We start from the raw sequence: 17,330 nt of genomic DNA on the forward strand, positions 1-17,330 counted from the left end.
TTGTGCTACACTATGCGACCGATAATCAAGGATAAAACATGAAAAAAGTCTCAATCATTGCTCAGTGCTTAATAAACGCTAAGAGTTTCAGTGAGATGTCCGAAGCTGAATCCTCGATAAAAAAAGTTTTCAACGATAGTTACGCAGAACATTCTTTTGATGAATGGAATACCGACGTTTCTACGTTGAGTGCTAACCGTGTTATCAGTTTGGTTGCTGGTGCTTCCAAGGTTCGGGTCAGAGGGTTGATCCAAGAATTATGGAATCACTGACCCCAGACCAAAGGTTTCCAATAACCCGTCTACCACATCACTACGCCAAGCATGCAAGTCATGCTGCGTGGTGAATGATTTCCCCGTACTTTCCATTTTCCGCTTGTTTTTTTTCCGTTGTCTCCTGCAAAACCGGCTATTTTCGTGAACAAAAATCTGGCCCGGTACAGATAATCTGAGTAAACGCTGACCACTCCACGGTTTATTGCCGTTGGTTAACGTAATCTAACGAGGTTGTACAACTGAGAGGCGAGCATATGTCATTTCTTGATAGCGTCAAAAGATTGGTTAGCAGTGTAAAAGTGAAGATCAAGTGCCCAGATTGTGGCGCAGTCTCTGAGCAGAGCTCAGAAAAAGTGCACAAAAATACGGCCTTGGTTTGCCCAAAGTGTGGTTGCTTATTTTTACCTAAAGACAAACGCTAGCGGTAGTCATATCAGCCAAAAATCATCGACGCCCACCGCAGCAGCATTAATGCGCCACAGATACAGAGTAACACCACAAACATTTTCCAATGTTTCGTATGCAAGCGTTTGGTCACCATAGGGTCCTTATTCAATTTAGTATTATGTCTGACGGGGTCAGCTCTGCGGAATTCATTTGTTTACTGCGACGCTGGTTACTTTAGGTATAGTAGCGAAAATTTATGCTGATGCGAGAGTTAGTCAGTTCGTACCAGTTAAGATAAAGTGTAATATGCGCTGCATCAATAAGATGACGAATAGGAATAATGAAACTATGGCTACAGTCCCACAAAAATATCAAGATGCCGAGCGTTGGGCATTTGGTGATACTGAACAAGTGGCAGATGATGTATTGGCATTAGTACTGAACGGTACGAAAACAGCGACCTGTGCGGCATTGGATGAAGATGGCGTGCCGCAGGCGGGGGATATCTTTGTTGTGGTCAATGGCCGCAATGAACCGGTTTGTGCGATAGAGTTGACCGACGTAGAATTGAAAACGTTTGATCAGGTTGATGAAGCTCATGCTGTCGCTGAAGGTGAGGGCGATCGAACGCTGACGTTTTGGCGTAAAACGCAACAGCGCTTTTTTGAGGAGTACGAGATGTTCTCCCCAGAAATGATGCTGATTTGTATGCAGTTCAAAGTATTGGAAAAATTCTGATAGCTGGCTTCTAGTGGTCAGTAATTTGATTGATTTTGCACTACAGATATTATCGAGTCGCAACAGAAGAAACCGTCACTCATAAATTGTAGCTATGGGTTGACGGATCTTCTTATTGCAACAATCACGTTACCCTCATTACCCAAGCATCCTGATGTCGATCGTAATGTTGCTTAAAAAGCAACCGGTCTTTCCCATCTAACGTTGCGGGAATGCTGGTATGTTCATCCCACCCATCTAGCTGCATGCACAATTCAGGATCCGATTTACAGGGGATACTGAGGGTGTTTTCGCCTTTTGTCAGTGGTGCAGATAACTCTGCGTCATCAACTTCAAAATCTCTGATTTTTACTAGGGTTTTTCCCATAAAGACTCCTTACCTACCAAGTGGTATGAGGTATGACCAGATTGGTCGCCTTATTGAGAATAGCTGAGTCAGAAAAAAGTGCCAGAGGCCGCATCTAAAAAATACCGCCTCGGCGTAAATTCTATCCGCATCGAATCTGATGGGTGTTAATTATTTAATACCGAGTATGTTTAGTCAGAGTAGCCTAATGGCTGCATTCGCAGGGGAGTTCAGCCAAATTAAATTGGTTACGACCATTCTTTTTCGAGTAATAAAGTGCTTGATCTGCCGCGAGCATTAAATCCGCTTGATCTGTAATACCACTATGCTGATGGGCTTGATAAACAGTGACACCAAGGCTGATGGTGACTTTACGGAATTTACTGTCATTGTGTTTAATTCCCATAGCACGGATAGATTGCAATATATGCTCGGCCACCAGGCTGGCGCCCTGTTGATCGGTATCTGGCAGAATAGCAGCAAACTCTTCTCCACCATAGCGAGCAACAATATCGGTGCTGCGTTTTAGTGATTTGCGTAATGCCCTGGCGACCAACCGTAAGCAGGCATCACCAGAGATATGACCATAGCAGTCATTGAAGTTCTTAAAGTAATCAATATCAATCATTAAAACTGCTAGCGGAGAGTCTGAGCGTTTTGCCCGCATAAATTCATGGGCCAGCACTTTTTTGAACGCCCGGCGATTAGGCAATTTAGTCAGTGAGTCTGTTCTGGCCTGAATTTCCAGACGTCGATTTGCTTTAACCAGCTTAAGTTCCAGCAATTTTCGTTCATGGATATCTTCTGCGGTTCCATACCAACACAACACATCGCCATTGTCATCTACGCTGGGAACTGCTCGGATTCGCATCCAGTTCCATCCCTTTTCAACATGACAAAAGCGGATTTCAACATCCAGTGGCTGCTGTGTTTGTAAGGAGTGTTCCCAACTGATTAAGGTGGGGTGGCGATCATCTAAATGGATGGTACGCAGCCATTTATCTGCCAGCGCCTCTTCGCGGGTTAATCCCGTAATTTTTTCAAAGCGAGAACTGACATCGGTAATCATGCCATCCGGGGATGCAGTCCAGGGAATTTGCGGATTCAGCTCCACCATATTGCGGTAATGCTGTTTACTGCTGCGCAGCTTTTCTTCCATCTCTTTTAATGACGTAATATCGATCATCGCGACGGACAGCCCACTCACTTGACCACTGGGATATCTGGCGGCATTTATCCGCATAAAGAACACCCGTGCTTTATCCGGCATCTGAAACTCAGCATCGGGGATACTGTCATTGCAATAGGCTTTCAGCAGAGCACTCTGCAAAATAGGAATAATGCCAGGTAGGAAGTCTGCAATTTTGCGCCCATTAATCTCTACTGTATTTTTACCCAGAAGTTCAGCCAGATAATCATTTACAGTAACATAGCGCAGGGTTGTATCGATAAAGCACAGACCAGCCGGAGCACTGGAATAAATCGATTCCAACTCAAATAAGCGTTTACCCGCATCATAAGGTAAATTGCTCAGGTTTCGATCAATTCCTCGATAACCTTTGAATTCGCCGTTATCATCGAACAGTGGGATACCACTGGTTTCAACTAAGACTTCGCTGCCATCAGCGCGAATATTACGGTTTTGCAAACCGGCAAAAGGGATACGTGCAGCCGCAATCTCTGCAAATATCTTTCCTACCCGGCTGGCTTCATCCTGAGGCATAAAGTCAAACGGCGTTTTACCGACCACCTCATGGGGTAGGCGACCAAGAAGCTCAATGGATTTTGCAGATGAAAACGTATAACGGCCGGAAGCATCAACTTCCCAGATCCAGTCTGAATTATTCTCGATGATGTCCCGTAAGCTGTTCATTTCTTTTAACAGACCAATGTCAGCTGATTCTTCCCGATTATCGTAGTCAGTCATGATGTCCACTCCTGTTTAATCTCGGCTTTCCTTAGATAGAAATATGTCGGCTATTATTTAAGCCCGCAGATTGTATAACAGGGACAGATTTAGTACAGTCCAATCGGATTTTTCTTATAAATAAACAATAACTAAAAATTTCAATCATAAAAAAATAAAAGGTTAAAAGACCAATAGTGCATAAAACACAACGAGTTAATGGCTTCTCCTGCTCTGTATTCCGGCACCACACTAGTATTCCAGCACTACACTGACATTGTCCTGATAGGTGCCAACGGTTCTTTGCGTTTGTTGTGCATTGATCATCGCTTTATAAGGAATCTGTTGAGCTGAGCCTGTCGCGGTATCTGATCTTTTGTTGGTTATATTCCAGGGAATCGACCCCGAGCCCTGATACAGTTGATACTGTAAATAGTCGGTAGGGGGGGCAGGTATAACACTCCCTGGGAGCAATTTCATTTGGGGCCAAGGGGCAGAGAAATTATCGCCATTTGTTATGTAGGTAGTGAAGGTGGCGTTCTTGGTACAGGTAGCGGTGATAAATTGATTTACAGGAATAAATTGTGACATTAACGCGTAGCTACCAAAATCGACATTGGGCGCGGCGTTTATGACACAATCGTTGTTGACCACCAATGTGACAGTGACTGTTGATGAAGCCGTTCCTTTGAATGTGCCACCGATACAGACGCCAATAACGGCAGAGCATAAATCATAATTCCAGTTCAAAGAGATAGTATCGGTATAAGTGCCGGCACTGATATTGACGTTAATGGCATTATTACTGCCAGTACGGATATAGATAGGTAAATTGGCTTTTATTTTCCCCAGCACGATGGTGAGTAAATTGCTGTTAGCATAGTTAATATTCCCCCCGACTATAATGGGATTGTTGTAGCCTGGGTCAGAATAGATTGAATAAGGAATTAAGTCGCCGGCGGCATTCTTAAGATTAAGATTATTAGCAGTGCTGGTGATGGTGCTGTTCAATACGGGAGTGGATAATACGCTCAGCGCTGTTCCATCACAGCCAAGTGCCGTTATACCACTGGCACTTTCGGGGAGGGTATTGACATTAAACGATGAATTTTGTGGCAGCTTTACTTCTGCGGCAGCAAAAGTGCACGCGGTGGCACTGCTGACAGACAATAGCCACAGTACAGACAGAACCAACCAATAAGGTAGCCTGTATGGCCGAGGTATCTTGCTGGTAATTCGCGTCGTGAGCGATATCATTAGCTGCTCCTTAAATAAAGTTGCCGATAGCCAGGTACGGCAATTATTGGCATATGGCTGTACCAGCATCTTGTATCCCTTTAGTATTTTTCAATTGGAATTGGCTGTAGCAGCGGGTGCCATTATCAGCCCGCACTATGGTGAGTTTATTCAACTGGGTGGCTTGCTCAATATAAGCCATACCATCCCAACCGACATAACCGCTAGGTGTGTCGCCCGTGGTATATATCGCGCTGCCTTTCGGTAAGTCTTGACCGGATTTATCGGTAAGTCTGATATTTGCGGCGGTAATCTGTGTTATGGGGAAATCAATTAAATAGCCACTGCGTTCGCTGATCGCTAAATTTCGCTCTACTGTTGGCAATATGACATCGGCAGGTAAATTCATGGGGTCAATCTGGAATTTGGCCTGATAATATGAAGAAACTGTCGGAATTAAGATATATCCGTTGTTGTTCGTAGTACCAATCAGTTGGTTTTCGTAACTGACCGGAATATTGCTAAAACCATTGGTTGATACCAAGGCAAATGCATCGTTAATCATATTACTGGCATAAACGCCGCCATTCATCATAACCAGCGAGCCACTTAATTCACCCCAACTATTATAGTTATCACTATTGCCATAAACACCGGCGCGACTTTCCATTATCCGAGTGCGCCAAATAACATCTGCTTGTTGGTAACTGCTATTTTCACTGTTGCCGTTGGCATAAGCGAGATTCCAACCCAGTCCGCCATTAGAAGGAGCTGCCCGGCTATAATTCACGCGTTGGGACCACTGGTTATCAACATCACGGCTGGTGCTGGCGCTGGCTGATCCCCATTCACCCAGCGGGATACTCCAGATCAGTTGTGCGTTGTAACCTTTGGTCCCCAACTCACGATTGAGGGAGAGGTAAATACTGGTATTACGGAATATTGAGGTGCTATAGCTGATATTGACCAACCGGGTTCGCTCACCGAGCGCATCCCTGACATCGAAATAACCAGATCCAAGTGTCCCTAAGTTTCCAAGGCTGATACTGCCGGTTATCTGGTCGGTACGTCGGCTCAGACGAAAGTCGCTTTTGTAATTAGCCAGATCGCCATAATTATCGCTGCGGCTAATGCGCTGAGCATTCAGATTAAAGTAGGAATTACTGTAGGTATAACCTAATGAACGCTGGTTACCGATACCACCACGGGTATTAATGGCAACCTGTGAGGTATTAATGGTTGAATTGTTGATATCAGTGGCTGGTTGACTGATGACATCACTAAATGCATCGGCAGAGGTACTACTCATGCTGTAGGCACCATTCAGTACCCCAAATAGGCCCAGTCGAAATCCGGCTCCGCCACCTACCACATTCATGCCTTTGGCAGCATCCCCTCGGCCTTCTAGTGTCAACCAAGACGTTGTGCCATAACGAACCACGCCACTGGCGACAGGATCAGCATAATCGGCAGAACGGATGGCATAATTGCGGCGTAAAGCACCGGCTGACAGGCTAAAATCCCACATGCCGGGTTTTAGCAGTGAACTGGCAACATAAAATGGCACTGAGGTGCTGATTTGTCTACCGAGGGCATCGGTTGTAATAATAGTCGCTTGGCCAGCACCATTAATACGAGGGGCATTATCGATAACAAAAGGGCCGAGGTTAATATTGGCTGATTGTGTTCTGAAGTTATCAATATACAGTTCGACAGTGCTAGGTACCGCAGCTTGACCGGCAAATTGCGGCATCGGATAGGTAATAAGGTCGGGGCGAATAGCAAAATTACGCGCGATTTGAACACCACCCAGGCGCACCGCGCTACTCCAGGGCAAGGCTCCAGTGATCAGGTCACCTGCGGTATAACGTAGCAGGTTTTTTTCATCATTCCTCTGCCATTGGGTATCAAACCGAATATAGCCGTTATTATCCGTGTCGCCGTTATTACCTGAAAAGTTAGTACGATAAACGCCGGTATTACTGATTAAACCAAAACGGTCAAAAATACGTTGCTCGCTCCAGGCTGAGGCATTACCTGACTGTGGGTTACCACTGTTCTGGCTGACATAAAAATCATAATTTAATAAAAATCCCAGGCTACTTTGTGCAAGATTAAAATCATCGGTTGCGGCAGAGTTAATTTGCTGTTTCGGTAACCACTCGCTGGGAACATCAATTAATAGCCGTTGGTTTTCTCCATCATATTTCACGGCCACCTTATCCATCTTATCAACCGCAACCTCAGCACTAGAGGGTAATCCGATGGTTTTTAACTGTGCTGGTGAAAGATAGTAATGTCCCCCGCGATAGATGACTGGCACAGCATCACCAAAGTTACGGTCATTGACCACTAACTCAAGATATAAGGTACTGTCGGGCATTGCTGCCATAGGTGGCGGCAGATTATCCCCCCAAACTTCCCAGGGGATGAGTGGAGGCAACAACACTGAGCCATACATCAATATTAATAATGGTGACAGCTTGAATCTGATAGTCATTCCCAACCCTAGGTTATTATTAAACACACCTTATCTGCTGTATGCGAACACCTTATTGGTGTGGGATGACTATGGGTTTGGTGCTGTTATTGATAATGGCGCTTAACTCTCCTGTTCTGGCTGTTGGGCTGAGCGGGAAACTCATTTTTGCACCGGCTAACACATAACCGAGTAAACCTTTATTAATGTCTTTCTCTTGCAGGGTCACCCGCGAAATCCGTGCATGAACAGCGCCCTGATTAGTGATATTCAACCATTGTTTCTCGCCTTGTGAATGCACGCTATAACTGAGTTTCGTCGGCATAACACCGGGGGCTGGCGTGGTATCAGATGCCGCCAGCACACCACTGCCGTAAACAAACAAGGGAACGGAATAGCGCATTTGGAATTTCAGCCCTAACTGAGTGGCAGCGGGGGCGGTTTTATCGTTTGGGTCCTTATAAGGTATTTCATCAATTAATATGCGGTAGGCTTGTTCTTGCCCAGCGGGAACGGGGGCGTTTTTGACTAAACGAATCAGTTGACGCTTACCGGGTTGAATAGTTGCAACCGGTGGGCTGGCGATGATTCTTGATTGCGGGGTGTAATCGTCTTGGGTGTTGACCTGCTGCCAACCTAATACCCGAATCTGCATATAGATAGGCTGACTATCTTTATTTTCCAACCACAATGCAGTGGCTTTATCATTGTCTGAAATTATCGGGTCAATGGGCCAGATCAGAACGGAGGCCGCAGCATACAGTTGGCTACTGGTCAGTGTGGCCGAAAGCAATATTACCCGAGATAGTAGGTTAAATGGCGTCATAGTGAAATCTCCTGCGGCATCGTGCCAGTAATCAATAAGTAACTGTAACTAATAAAGTATCTGTGTAGACGCCAGCGCTGGGTTGCATACTACTGGCAAATAGTTGTGCATATAAAATGACTTGTTGCTGGGTGCCATCGGTGGTCACTAAACGTGTCGATCCCCCATTGGCACCATCCCCCCAGATCTGGGTTCGGGCAGGGTTTTGATATATTTGATACAGCAAATATTCGCCCGTTGTGCTGTTGAGTAAGCGCCTGCCGGCAGAAATGTTACCTGAGGTATTGGCCCCGGAATTAAGCGCCAGTGTGACCGTGGGATTACCACTGCACTGGAGGACGATACTGCCTGAGTTGAGTCCAGATATTGCGTTAGTGGCGTTTGCCAATGAAGAGACGGTGCCGAAATCCAATGTGCCAAAGTTGCTGGTATCGGTGGCTCCGCCCCCAAGGCTACAGCCGGTTTGCACTATTGCATTGACAGTGAAACTTTTAGATACCGGTGAGGTGGCAGCATGGGTAACGGCTATGCTGAGTACTAAAATAAGTAGGGCGCGGGTGAGGTTATACTGAGATAAAGCATATTTCATTGTCAGCATCCTCCATAATATTTACCAATTCACCGTGACCTGAACGGTGTCGGTATAAGTCCCTACCGCCGGTGTCGGTTGGGCAAAAACCAGACCATAAACCGGAATGACCACCACTGATCCGGTAGCAATCTGGGAAATGCCAGTCAGGTTATCCCAAACTTTGCTATGTGCCGCATCGGTATACAGGTTGTAATTAACATGCTGGCCTGACGGGCCGCCGGCCAAATAACGGCTGGCAGTGCTACCACTCTGCCCGCCACTGAGTAGCACATTAAAACTGGTCCCCTTACTGCATTGGACGGAAATGGCACCGTTATTTCCCTGACCGGCGACGGCAATCGGAGTAGTTAGCGCTACCACAGTGCCGAAATTCAGGGTACCAAAACTGGTTGCGCCATTAACAATGGTGCCCGCAGTACAAGTGGGCAATAGCGTGGCACGGACGGTGATATTGGCATTTTTCGTTATAGCCCCAACGGGAAAAAGTGGCAGCAGTAACAAGCTGCAAGTGGCGGTCAGAGCAAACAAGCGGCCTGCCATTACCAGGTAACAGTGACGGTAACAGTATCGAGATAGGTGCCGACACTGGGTGTCGCTTGAACAGGGACGCGGGCATAAATAGTCAGTGGGATCGCGGTGGCCAACCCAGTGCCCGTTCCATCAACCGTGCCGGATACTGGCGTCGCATTCCATGGCTGAAGAAAACCGTTGTCTCTGTAAAGGTTATAATTGACGAATTCTGATGTTCCGCCAGCCAGTCGGCGTTGCCCAGAGTTGTCATGCAGCCCATTATCTATTGCGATGGAATAAGCGGTATTATTGCTGCAATGCAATTTAAGTGAATCGTTGGTCGTGCCACTGAATGTCACGCTAAGAGGTGCGGTTAGGTCGCTCACTGTGCCGAAATTTACAGTGCCCAGATTACTTAAGTTGCCACTCCCGAGACCATTATCGATGTAACAACCGGCGATGATGTTGAGTGTTGCGTTTAGTGTTCCACTGGCGGTACCTGCACCTTGCACTGGCGCTGTCTGTAGTACCATCACCGCACCTAAAATAAGTAAGATTCTCTTCATTATTGCTTCCTTAATCATCTAATTTGCAGCCAGGTAAGCGAGAACAGAGTTGCGCCAATAACGTAGCGAAACTAATGTTTATGTAACAAATCATTAAAAATTTAGATATTTAATTAATAGCAGCAAGATTTAGAAAGTGTTTAAAATTAATTAAAAAATCTTTATCCATCTCATTTACATCATTTATTCCTATTTGTACTGGCAAAAATTTAAAAATGGGTTAGCTATTTTATTCAAGATAAATTGATGTTTTTATATCGGGGGTTTACTGGCATGAATCCATTCAGCCAAATAAGGATATGCTGAGATCCATATCAAAGATCCTGGCTATTGATTAGATTTATTTTTTGAATATATTGCAGAAATAGCTAAAGCAGTACCGCCCAATAGGGCGGCTATGCGGTAAGTAAACTGCATTCCCTGGGTGATATGATCTACGGTTGCTAATTGAATGTTTTGCTGGGCGCAGGCAAAGGCGAAAATAGCCCCCATGACAGCGGCGCCAGTAATCAGCCCGAGATTGCGCGAAAGATTCAGCAGGCCGGATGCAATGCCTCGTTGTTGCGCGCCAACAGATTTAATCACCAGCGTATTATTCGCAGCCTGGAAAATAGCATAGCCAGCTGTAATCAGGCAGACCGGCAAAATATAGCCGGGCAGGCCGGCAATTGGCCCGATCATCGACAGTGCAATTGCCCCGGTAGTGATCGCCGTTAATCCTGTAATCACCATCATTTGAGCACCGAATCTGTCGACCAGATAACCCGCAGGAACCCCGATGAGTGCCGCGACTATCGGGCCGGCGGACATCGACAATCCAACCCATGGTGTACTCATGGCAAAAGCCCGTGAAAGATAGAATGGCCCAACGACTAATGTTGCCATCATGATAGTGGTGACCAATGCACTGACTATCAATGCACTACGCAGTTGTGAGTGGCGCCACATAGCGGTTTGAATTAATGGGTATGGGGTGTTCTTTTCCGCCCAGATGAATAATCCGATGCCGATTACCGCAGCGAGTAATAACACTAAATTAAGTGTGCCGAAGGTGCCATGGCCCAGCGTCATGGCAAGGGCATACAGTGCCAGAGTCAGGCCCAGCAATAGCATCCCAAGAGGATCAAAACCACCATGGGCCTGTTGTAATTCGTTGTTAGTGCTAGGGAATGAGTCGGAGATGGGTAAATAGCGTGATAGCAAAAATAGGGCTAATAACCCAAAAGGGATGTTAATCAGGAACATCGCTGCCCAACCGAATCCGCTGATTAACATGCCGCCCACTGATGGCCCAAGTGCCGTGCCGATAGCCGAGATGCTGCCGAGCATGCCCATCGCCCGCCCGATTTTTTCTTTACTAATCGCCTCACCGACCAGCGCCAGAGTCAGTGTCATCATGGTGGCGGCCCCTAATCCCTGTAACACACGGGCAGCAATTAACACTCCGATGTCAGGGGCTAACGCGCAACCCAGAGAGGCCACTGTGAATAAACCAATCCCCGCATTCAACAATCGGCGTTTGTTAGTGATATCCCCCAAACGGCCAATGCTGATGGCCGAGGTGGTAATCGCCAGTAAATAGGCTAAAACGACCCACTGCGCCGCTTGAAAAGAGGCACTGAAAGTGAGTGTTAACGTGGGTAAGCCCACATTGGCGATACTGGTTGCTAATGAAGAAAGCAGCATCGGCAGGGAGAGGCTGATAACTATTCTGCTTAGCGCACTGTTGGCGATGATGTCACTATTGATGTTTTCGGTATTGATTTTCATTAATAGATTAACTCCTGAATGACCTGTTCAGGAGAGACTAGGGCATTACATCATAAGGCGGAAGGCGCATGGAATGCAGTTTATCCATGCATAAAACGCCATGTCAGCATGAGGTTGTGCTAGAGTCAGTACATGACAAAACCTGATCTCAATTTATTAATCACACTCAATGTTCTGCTGGCCGAGGGGAGCGTAGCGCGTGCTGCCCAGCGATTAGGGCTTAGCCCATCGGCGATGAGCCGGGCGTTGGCAAGATTGCGTAAAACAACCGGTGATCCCTTGCTGGTCAGGGCAGGGCGCGCCTTGGTACCTACACCAAGAGCACTTGAACTGCGTGAACAGGTCAGCCAATTAGTACAAGAAGCCACATCGGCGCTGCGGCCTGCGGCAAAACTGGACCTGGCACAGTTGATGCGTACCTTCACTTTGCGTACCAGCGATGGCTTTGTCGAAAACTTTGGCGGCGCATTGCTGACTCGGATTCATCAACAAGCCCCCAATGTGTAACTGCATTTCATGCAAAAATTGAATAAAGACAGCGCATTGTTACGTGATGGCATGGTGGATCTGGAAACGGGGGTGGTGGGCCCGACTGCCAGCCCTGAATTACGAACACGGGCACTTTTCCGCGATCGCTTTATGGGCGTAGTGCGTGATGGTCATCCGCTATGTGGGGAGGACATCACCCCCGTGCGTTATGCAACTCAGGGGCATATTGTGGTTTCACGGCGTCAGGGCCATAAAGGACCGATTGATGAGGCACTACAATTACTTGGGATTGAACGGAATATTATCGCCTCGGTTGATTCTATATCCACCGCATTGGCGCTGGTGAGAGGGACGGACTTGGTGGCGACGGTTCCCGAACGGCATAGCCAGAATCTGCGCCGAGGGATGTACAGTTTTCCGCTTCCTTTAACCTTACCGACTATTACGGTTTCGATGTTGTGGCATCCGCGCATGGATGCTGATCCGGCGCATCGTTGGTTGCGACAATGTGTGCTGGATGTGGTGGTGACACCGAGTGAGCAGCAGGTTGCACACGAAGATTAATCTTTACGCAGAAATAATGTTGGGGAATTATCAGGGCAGCCCAGTGTGAGCTACCCTGATGAGCACCTAAAAGCGGGGGATTGCTGTACCCCAATTGCGCCAATCTTTCGGCTCTTCTGGGTTAAGCAAGAAGTGCTGATTTATGCTGGCCTTAGGGGCCAGTGGCGTAGTTGGTGGGGTCGCGAAAGCAATGCCGCCGCGTATAAATTGCTGGAAGGTGCCGCTTTTCACCACACCACCGGTTAGACCGAATTCAAGGTTGTACCCTGATGCCAGCCAGAACACGCTATTTTGCCGCACCAACTGCTGGAATTTCTGGCTGATCCGTATCGATACTTGCACGCGATCAGACATCGCACCAAGGTTAAACCCGGTAACAGTACCTACTTCAAGCCCACGGAAGAGGACCGGTGTGCCAACTTGCAATGATCCTGCCTCAGCGGTATCCAGAATAAGGCTCAGCCCATCAAGATAACGGGAGTCGGTAATAGTGGCGGTTTGCAACTCAAAAGTACGTAATGTGCCACCTTTACCCGGCTCTACATTAATATAAGGTTGGAACAAGGTGTCCAGATTATTGACCCCTGCGGCTGATATCTCCGGCGAGACAATAGAAAAGCGGGTACCGGCCCGGGTAAAGTTCTGCACATATTCTGGATAAAGCACGGCTTTGGCTAACACTTCGTTGCGCTCTGGTGCCAGTTTCAGCGATTCGACTTGGCCAATATTGATACCCAAATAACGAATCGGCATGCCGGTTGCCAGTTTGCTGGCATCAAAGGTGCGCAAGATGATTTGACTACCGACAGCACGGGCGGCGGTTTCATTACCATACAAGGTGCGTTTGGCCCCCTTATCCAGTGTCACACCTTCCAGATTATCAAAGCTGATAGCTCCTTTTAGAGCGCGATTCAATGGAGATGCCTGCACAGTTAGCCCACTGCCGTTCAACTGGACTTTCGCCCCACCTTCGGCCCAGAAAATGCTCTTATCAGTGAGTAAATTGCGATATTCGGGCTGAATATAGACATCTACTTCAAACTCATTGGCTTTTGGCCTGATATGGGTAATTTCACCTACCTGAAACTTGCGATATAACACCACAGAACCGGTTTGCACATCGGGCAAGCTGGCAGCAGTTAAACTTAGTGTTGTGGCGGGGGCGTTGCCTAAAATGCCATCGGTAGCTTTGGCGACACTGCTATACAGCGGATACTTATTCAGGGCTGCACCTTTACTGCCCGGCAGTATCAGAATACCGCCATCAATCCACTCCTGCGCACTGGCACCCTGAATATCAATGCCATCAATCCCGAGTTTTACCTCCAGCCGACTGTTCACCACAAACTTGCTGTCTTTATGCACCAAATCACGGTATTTGGCTTCAATTGCTGCCGTGAAGGTAACACCGTCGGCTGATAGCTCACGGGTCAAGACTTGGCCAATTTTAATTCCATGTAGCGAGATCGGCTGGCCGATATCAATGCCATAACTTTGCGGTGCAGTTAATTGCAATTCGAGCACATTGGGCTGCTGCAACAGACTTTTACTGCTTGGTAACACGGTAAAGTGTTTTTGTGGTGCCCCTTCACCCGGGATTAACTCTAATGTATTGCCAGTCAAGAGTTCACTCAGTTTGGCATCATTAAGACTGATTCGGGGGCTGTTCATTTCAATGCGGCTGCCTGCACGCATCAAATCGACCACTGAAGGGTCAATGGTCAGTTCACCGGTCACCTTACTGTCCGGTTGAAGTGTCATTTTGGTCAGGGTGCCTACCTGTAACCCTTGATAAATCAGCGGTGTTCTCCCCTCGCTTAAACTACTCCCACTGGGTAAATCCAGCGTAATTGCCACACCACGTTGGCTATGTGCTAAATCGGGGTAGAGCTGAAAGGGTTGGTCCGGTTTCGCATCTGGGCTGTTTTTGGGTGAGTCAAAGGCAATGGCACCATTGACCAAGGCAGCCAGACTTTCCATTTGAACCGACGCGCCACTGAGACTGAAGTCACCTTTAAAACCAGACACATTCCAGAAGCGGGTATCGTTTTTTACCAATTTGGCGAAGCGCCGATCAATCAGTACATCAATGACAACGCCATTATTATCAGGCGCGATATTGTAGTCATAGACTTTACCCACCGGGATTTTACGGTAGTAAACCAGAGAGCCGTTATTGAGTGAGGCCAAATCGGGGGCATGGAGGTGAACCATCAATTCGCCGGTATTCAGGCGGAACTTAGGCTGGGTATCCAATGCGGTAAAGTGGCTCTGCGGTTTGCCCTCGCCTGGCATCATCCCGATATAGTTACCACCGACTAGCGCATCCAAGCCAGAGACCCCGGCCAAAGAGGCCTTGGGCGTCACTAGCCAGAACTGTGTCCCTTCTCGCAATGAGTCTTCCATATCATTTTTGATACTGGCGGTGACTTTTATATTGCGCAGGTCATCATCCAGACTGATGGATTGCACCATCCCGACTTCAACGCCCTGATAGCGAATCGGGGTTCGGCCCGCCACAATACCGGCGGCAGACTGGAAATCAATAGTGACTTCGGTACCGCGGTCCTGCCAGTTGTTATAAATCAGCCAACCGGCAATCAGCAGGGCAATAAAAGGCAGCAACCAGAAAGGCGATATCCGGCGTTTATGTTTAATCTGTGCCTCAGTCGGTGTACTCGGCGTTTCCTGTTGCATGTGCATCCCAAATCAATCGGCTATCGAGCCATTCAACAGCAAGGATAGTCAAAATGACCGCAGACCCAAAATAGAAGGCTGCCGGTCCCATAGTGAAGGAAAGGAGCTGATCACGATTAATCAGCGACATCATTAACGCAATAACAAAGAGGTCTAGCATCGACCAACGGCCAATCCAGGTAATCAGTCGCAGTAATCGCATGCGCGTTTTAAGGCTATGTTGCGTCTTTAGATGAATGCTGAGCAACAATGTTAGCAACACAATCACCTTGGTAAACGGCACCAACACACTGGCGATAAACACCACCGCGGCGATGGGCAGGTTACCCGATGAGGCCAAAGAGACCACGCCGGAGAAAATAGTATCTTCCATGCGGGAGCCATTGGCATAAACAATTGATATCGGTAAAAGATTAGCAGGCAACAGCAGGACTATCGAGGCAATTAACGCCGCCCAGGTTTTTTGGATGCTATGGCGGCGGCGATGGCGCAAAGGGGTATGGCAGCGTGGGCAGCGGCCGTGTGCATCGCAGTGTCCGGTATAATGGCATGACAGGCAAATGCGCAATGTTTCCCGGGGGCCGGGGGGCTGCTCCTGGGGATAAAATCGCTCCCACAACTGCTCCAGATTCAAATGCACCAGCGTCAGAATACTGAGTAACGTCAGAGCCAGAAACGCTATCAACCCGCCACCGGGCATAACGTCCGCATACTCTTTGACCTTAATACAGGCCACCGCCATACCGATAAGATAGATATCTAGCATGACCCATTCTTTTAGCCGCTCCAGCATCAATAACACCGGGCGCAGGTTCATGCCAATCCGGCTGCCGATACGCAGATACAGAATCGATGCGGTGAGTGTAACGGGAGCGCCAATAATACAAAATGCCACCATACTGGCTGTAATCGGGCCACCCTGACGACTCATTTGCCAGATACCCTCTAACAGACTGGCATCAATCCGCGTGCCGAGCAGGCGAATGGTAATCAGCGGTTCGGTAAAAGCAAATGGCATCAGCAGTAACATGGCAACCGCCATGGCGGTCAGGCGGGTAAGGGACCAATCGCGCCCACTGGCAATTTTTGCGCTGCATCGTGGGCAATAGGCTGTTTGTGTACCATTGAGCGGCGGCAGGGTAAATAGCGCATCGCACTGGCAGCAACGCTGAACCCTTGCAGTGGAGAGTGGCCGTTGAATGGCATGTACCTTCATATTATAAAACCCTGATGCTGACACCGGTTTATAAAGAATAGCGCGGATGGTAGCAGAGCAATCGGTCAAAACAAGGGGCAAAACGGGCCAAACCCCCGATGGCGATAACTCTTTTACTTCGTTATAGCGGAATAACCTTGTAGCCAAGGGTATTTAATGATTACTTTATATAAGCTAAGCATAACTATCGCCTCTGGCTATTCTTAGGTTTCTAACGGTCATTACATGAAAAAAGCAGAATTCTACGCGGAATTAAAACGTGACTTAAGTGCCCTGATTGCAGGTGAAACGAATTTCATTGCTACTTTGGCTAATGCCAGCGCTTTACTTTATGAGCGTCTTGATGGGTTGAATTGGGCCGGTTTTTACTTGATCGACGGCAAACAATTAGTGCTGGGTCCTTTTCAAGGGAAAATCGCCTGTGTCCGTATTCCAATCGGCAAAGGCGTATGTGGAACTGCCGTGGCAGAAAACCGCGTTCAGCGAGTGGCGGATGTGCATGCATTCCCCGGACATATTGCCTGTGACGCCGCAAGTAATGCTGAAATTGTGCTGCCAATCACTGTGAAGGGTAAAATTATCGGCGTTTTGGATATCGACAGCATTGTTTATGATCGCTTTGATGACGCTGATGAATTGGGTTTAATCTCAGTTGTGGCGGGGCTTTGCGAGCATCTTGACCTGTGTGACAGTGAGAAATATGTCACACAGACTGCAAGTTGATATACGGATA

Annotated in this window: 16 protein-coding genes and 1 pseudogene; 5 read left to right on the top strand and 12 right to left on the bottom strand. The window is 47.6% G+C overall.

What is annotated here, in order from left to right:
- The first annotated feature begins 38 nt into the window (after positions 1-38).
- Together V1955_RS09760 and V1955_RS09765 are read left to right on the top strand one after the other, a co-directional pair.
- On the top strand, positions 39-272 hold the full coding sequence (locus V1955_RS09760; protein WP_005182969.1) for a hypothetical protein: 234 nt from the start codon (positions 39-41) through the stop codon (positions 270-272).
- A 257-nt stretch (positions 273-529) separates the two neighbouring features.
- A complete protein-coding gene (locus V1955_RS09765) occupies positions 530-697 on the top strand; it encodes a YnfU family zinc-binding protein (protein ID WP_227746530.1) in 168 nt (55 codons plus the stop codon).
- Between the two features lie 11 nt (positions 698-708).
- Here the strand turns inward: V1955_RS09765 and yniD are convergent, their stop codons facing one another.
- Positions 709-816, bottom strand: coding sequence for a small membrane protein YniD (yniD, locus tag V1955_RS09770; protein ID WP_086018937.1), 108 nt, complete (start codon positions 814-816; stop codon positions 709-711).
- 194 nt (positions 817-1,010) lie between these two features.
- Between yniD and V1955_RS09775 the strand changes: the two genes are divergently transcribed.
- The gene (locus tag V1955_RS09775; RefSeq protein ID WP_083158646.1) at positions 1,011-1,400 is read left to right on the top strand and encodes an ASCH domain-containing protein; all 390 of its coding nucleotides are present in this window, start codon (positions 1,011-1,013) and stop codon (positions 1,398-1,400) included.
- Positions 1,401-1,524: 124 nt separating this feature from the next.
- Here the strand turns inward: V1955_RS09775 and V1955_RS09780 are convergent, their stop codons facing one another.
- The 9 genes from V1955_RS09780 to V1955_RS09820 form a co-directional block, all read right to left on the bottom strand.
- A complete protein-coding gene (locus tag V1955_RS09780) occupies positions 1,525-1,767 on the bottom strand; it encodes a DUF1480 family protein (protein WP_083158647.1) in 243 nt (80 codons plus the stop codon).
- A gap of 184 nt (positions 1,768-1,951) precedes the next feature.
- Entirely contained in the window at positions 1,952-3,673 is a 1,722-nt protein-coding gene (locus V1955_RS09785) for a sensor domain-containing diguanylate cyclase (RefSeq protein ID WP_083158648.1), read from the bottom strand.
- A 231-nt stretch (positions 3,674-3,904) separates the two neighbouring features.
- The gene (locus V1955_RS09790; protein ID WP_372569886.1) at positions 3,905-4,909 is read right to left on the bottom strand and encodes a Csu type fimbrial protein; all 1,005 of its coding nucleotides are present in this window, start codon (positions 4,907-4,909) and stop codon (positions 3,905-3,907) included.
- Positions 4,910-4,952: 43 nt separating this feature from the next.
- The gene (locus V1955_RS09795; protein WP_442820840.1) at positions 4,953-7,388 is read right to left on the bottom strand and encodes a fimbria/pilus outer membrane usher protein; all 2,436 of its coding nucleotides are present in this window, start codon (positions 7,386-7,388) and stop codon (positions 4,953-4,955) included.
- Between the two features lie 52 nt (positions 7,389-7,440).
- Positions 7,441-8,193 (bottom strand): fimbrial biogenesis chaperone, encoded by a 753-nt coding sequence (locus V1955_RS09800; RefSeq protein WP_083158650.1) that lies wholly within the window; start codon positions 8,191-8,193, stop codon positions 7,441-7,443.
- A gap of 31 nt (positions 8,194-8,224) precedes the next feature.
- Complete coding sequence (locus V1955_RS09805; RefSeq protein WP_083158651.1) at positions 8,225-8,782, bottom strand: Csu type fimbrial protein; 558 nt, start codon at positions 8,780-8,782, stop codon at positions 8,225-8,227.
- A 21-nt stretch (positions 8,783-8,803) separates the two neighbouring features.
- Positions 8,804-9,325 carry a Csu type fimbrial protein gene (locus tag V1955_RS09810; RefSeq protein ID WP_442820841.1) on the bottom strand — a complete coding sequence of 174 codons (522 nt, stop codon included), beginning with the start codon at positions 9,323-9,325 and terminating at the stop codon, positions 8,804-8,806.
- Positions 9,325-9,861 (bottom strand): Csu type fimbrial protein, encoded by a 537-nt coding sequence (locus tag V1955_RS09815; RefSeq protein WP_372569248.1) that lies wholly within the window; start codon positions 9,859-9,861, stop codon positions 9,325-9,327. The genes V1955_RS09810 and V1955_RS09815 overlap by 1 nt, the downstream gene beginning before the upstream one ends.
- Before the next feature lie 327 nt (positions 9,862-10,188).
- Entirely contained in the window at positions 10,189-11,631 is a 1,443-nt protein-coding gene (locus V1955_RS09820; RefSeq protein WP_442820842.1) for an MFS transporter, read from the bottom strand.
- A 132-nt stretch (positions 11,632-11,763) separates the two neighbouring features.
- Between V1955_RS09820 and V1955_RS09825 the strand changes: the two are divergent.
- Positions 11,764-12,684: pseudogene (locus V1955_RS09825) on the top strand (LysR family transcriptional regulator).
- A gap of 66 nt (positions 12,685-12,750) precedes the next feature.
- On the opposite strand, the gene V1955_RS09830 reads toward V1955_RS09825, so the two are convergent.
- Positions 12,751-15,381, bottom strand: a complete 2,631-nt coding sequence (locus V1955_RS09830) for a PqiB family protein (protein WP_083158656.1) — start codon at positions 15,379-15,381, stop codon at positions 12,751-12,753.
- Entirely contained in the window at positions 15,350-16,597 is a 1,248-nt protein-coding gene (gene yebS / locus V1955_RS09835; RefSeq protein ID WP_083158657.1) for a membrane integrity lipid transport subunit YebS, read from the bottom strand. Before yebS ends, V1955_RS09830 begins: the two co-directional genes overlap by 32 nt.
- A gap of 225 nt (positions 16,598-16,822) precedes the next feature.
- On the opposite strand from yebS, the gene V1955_RS09840 reads away from it, so the two are divergent.
- Positions 16,823-17,320, top strand: a complete 498-nt coding sequence (locus V1955_RS09840) for a GAF domain-containing protein (RefSeq protein WP_083158658.1) — start codon at positions 16,823-16,825, stop codon at positions 17,318-17,320.
- Positions 17,321-17,330 lie beyond the last annotated feature (10 nt).

It is taken from the genome of Yersinia sp. 2545 StPb PI (assembly GCF_052217125.1).
Lineage (GTDB): Bacteria > Pseudomonadota > Gammaproteobacteria > Enterobacterales > Enterobacteriaceae > Yersinia > Yersinia enterocolitica_E.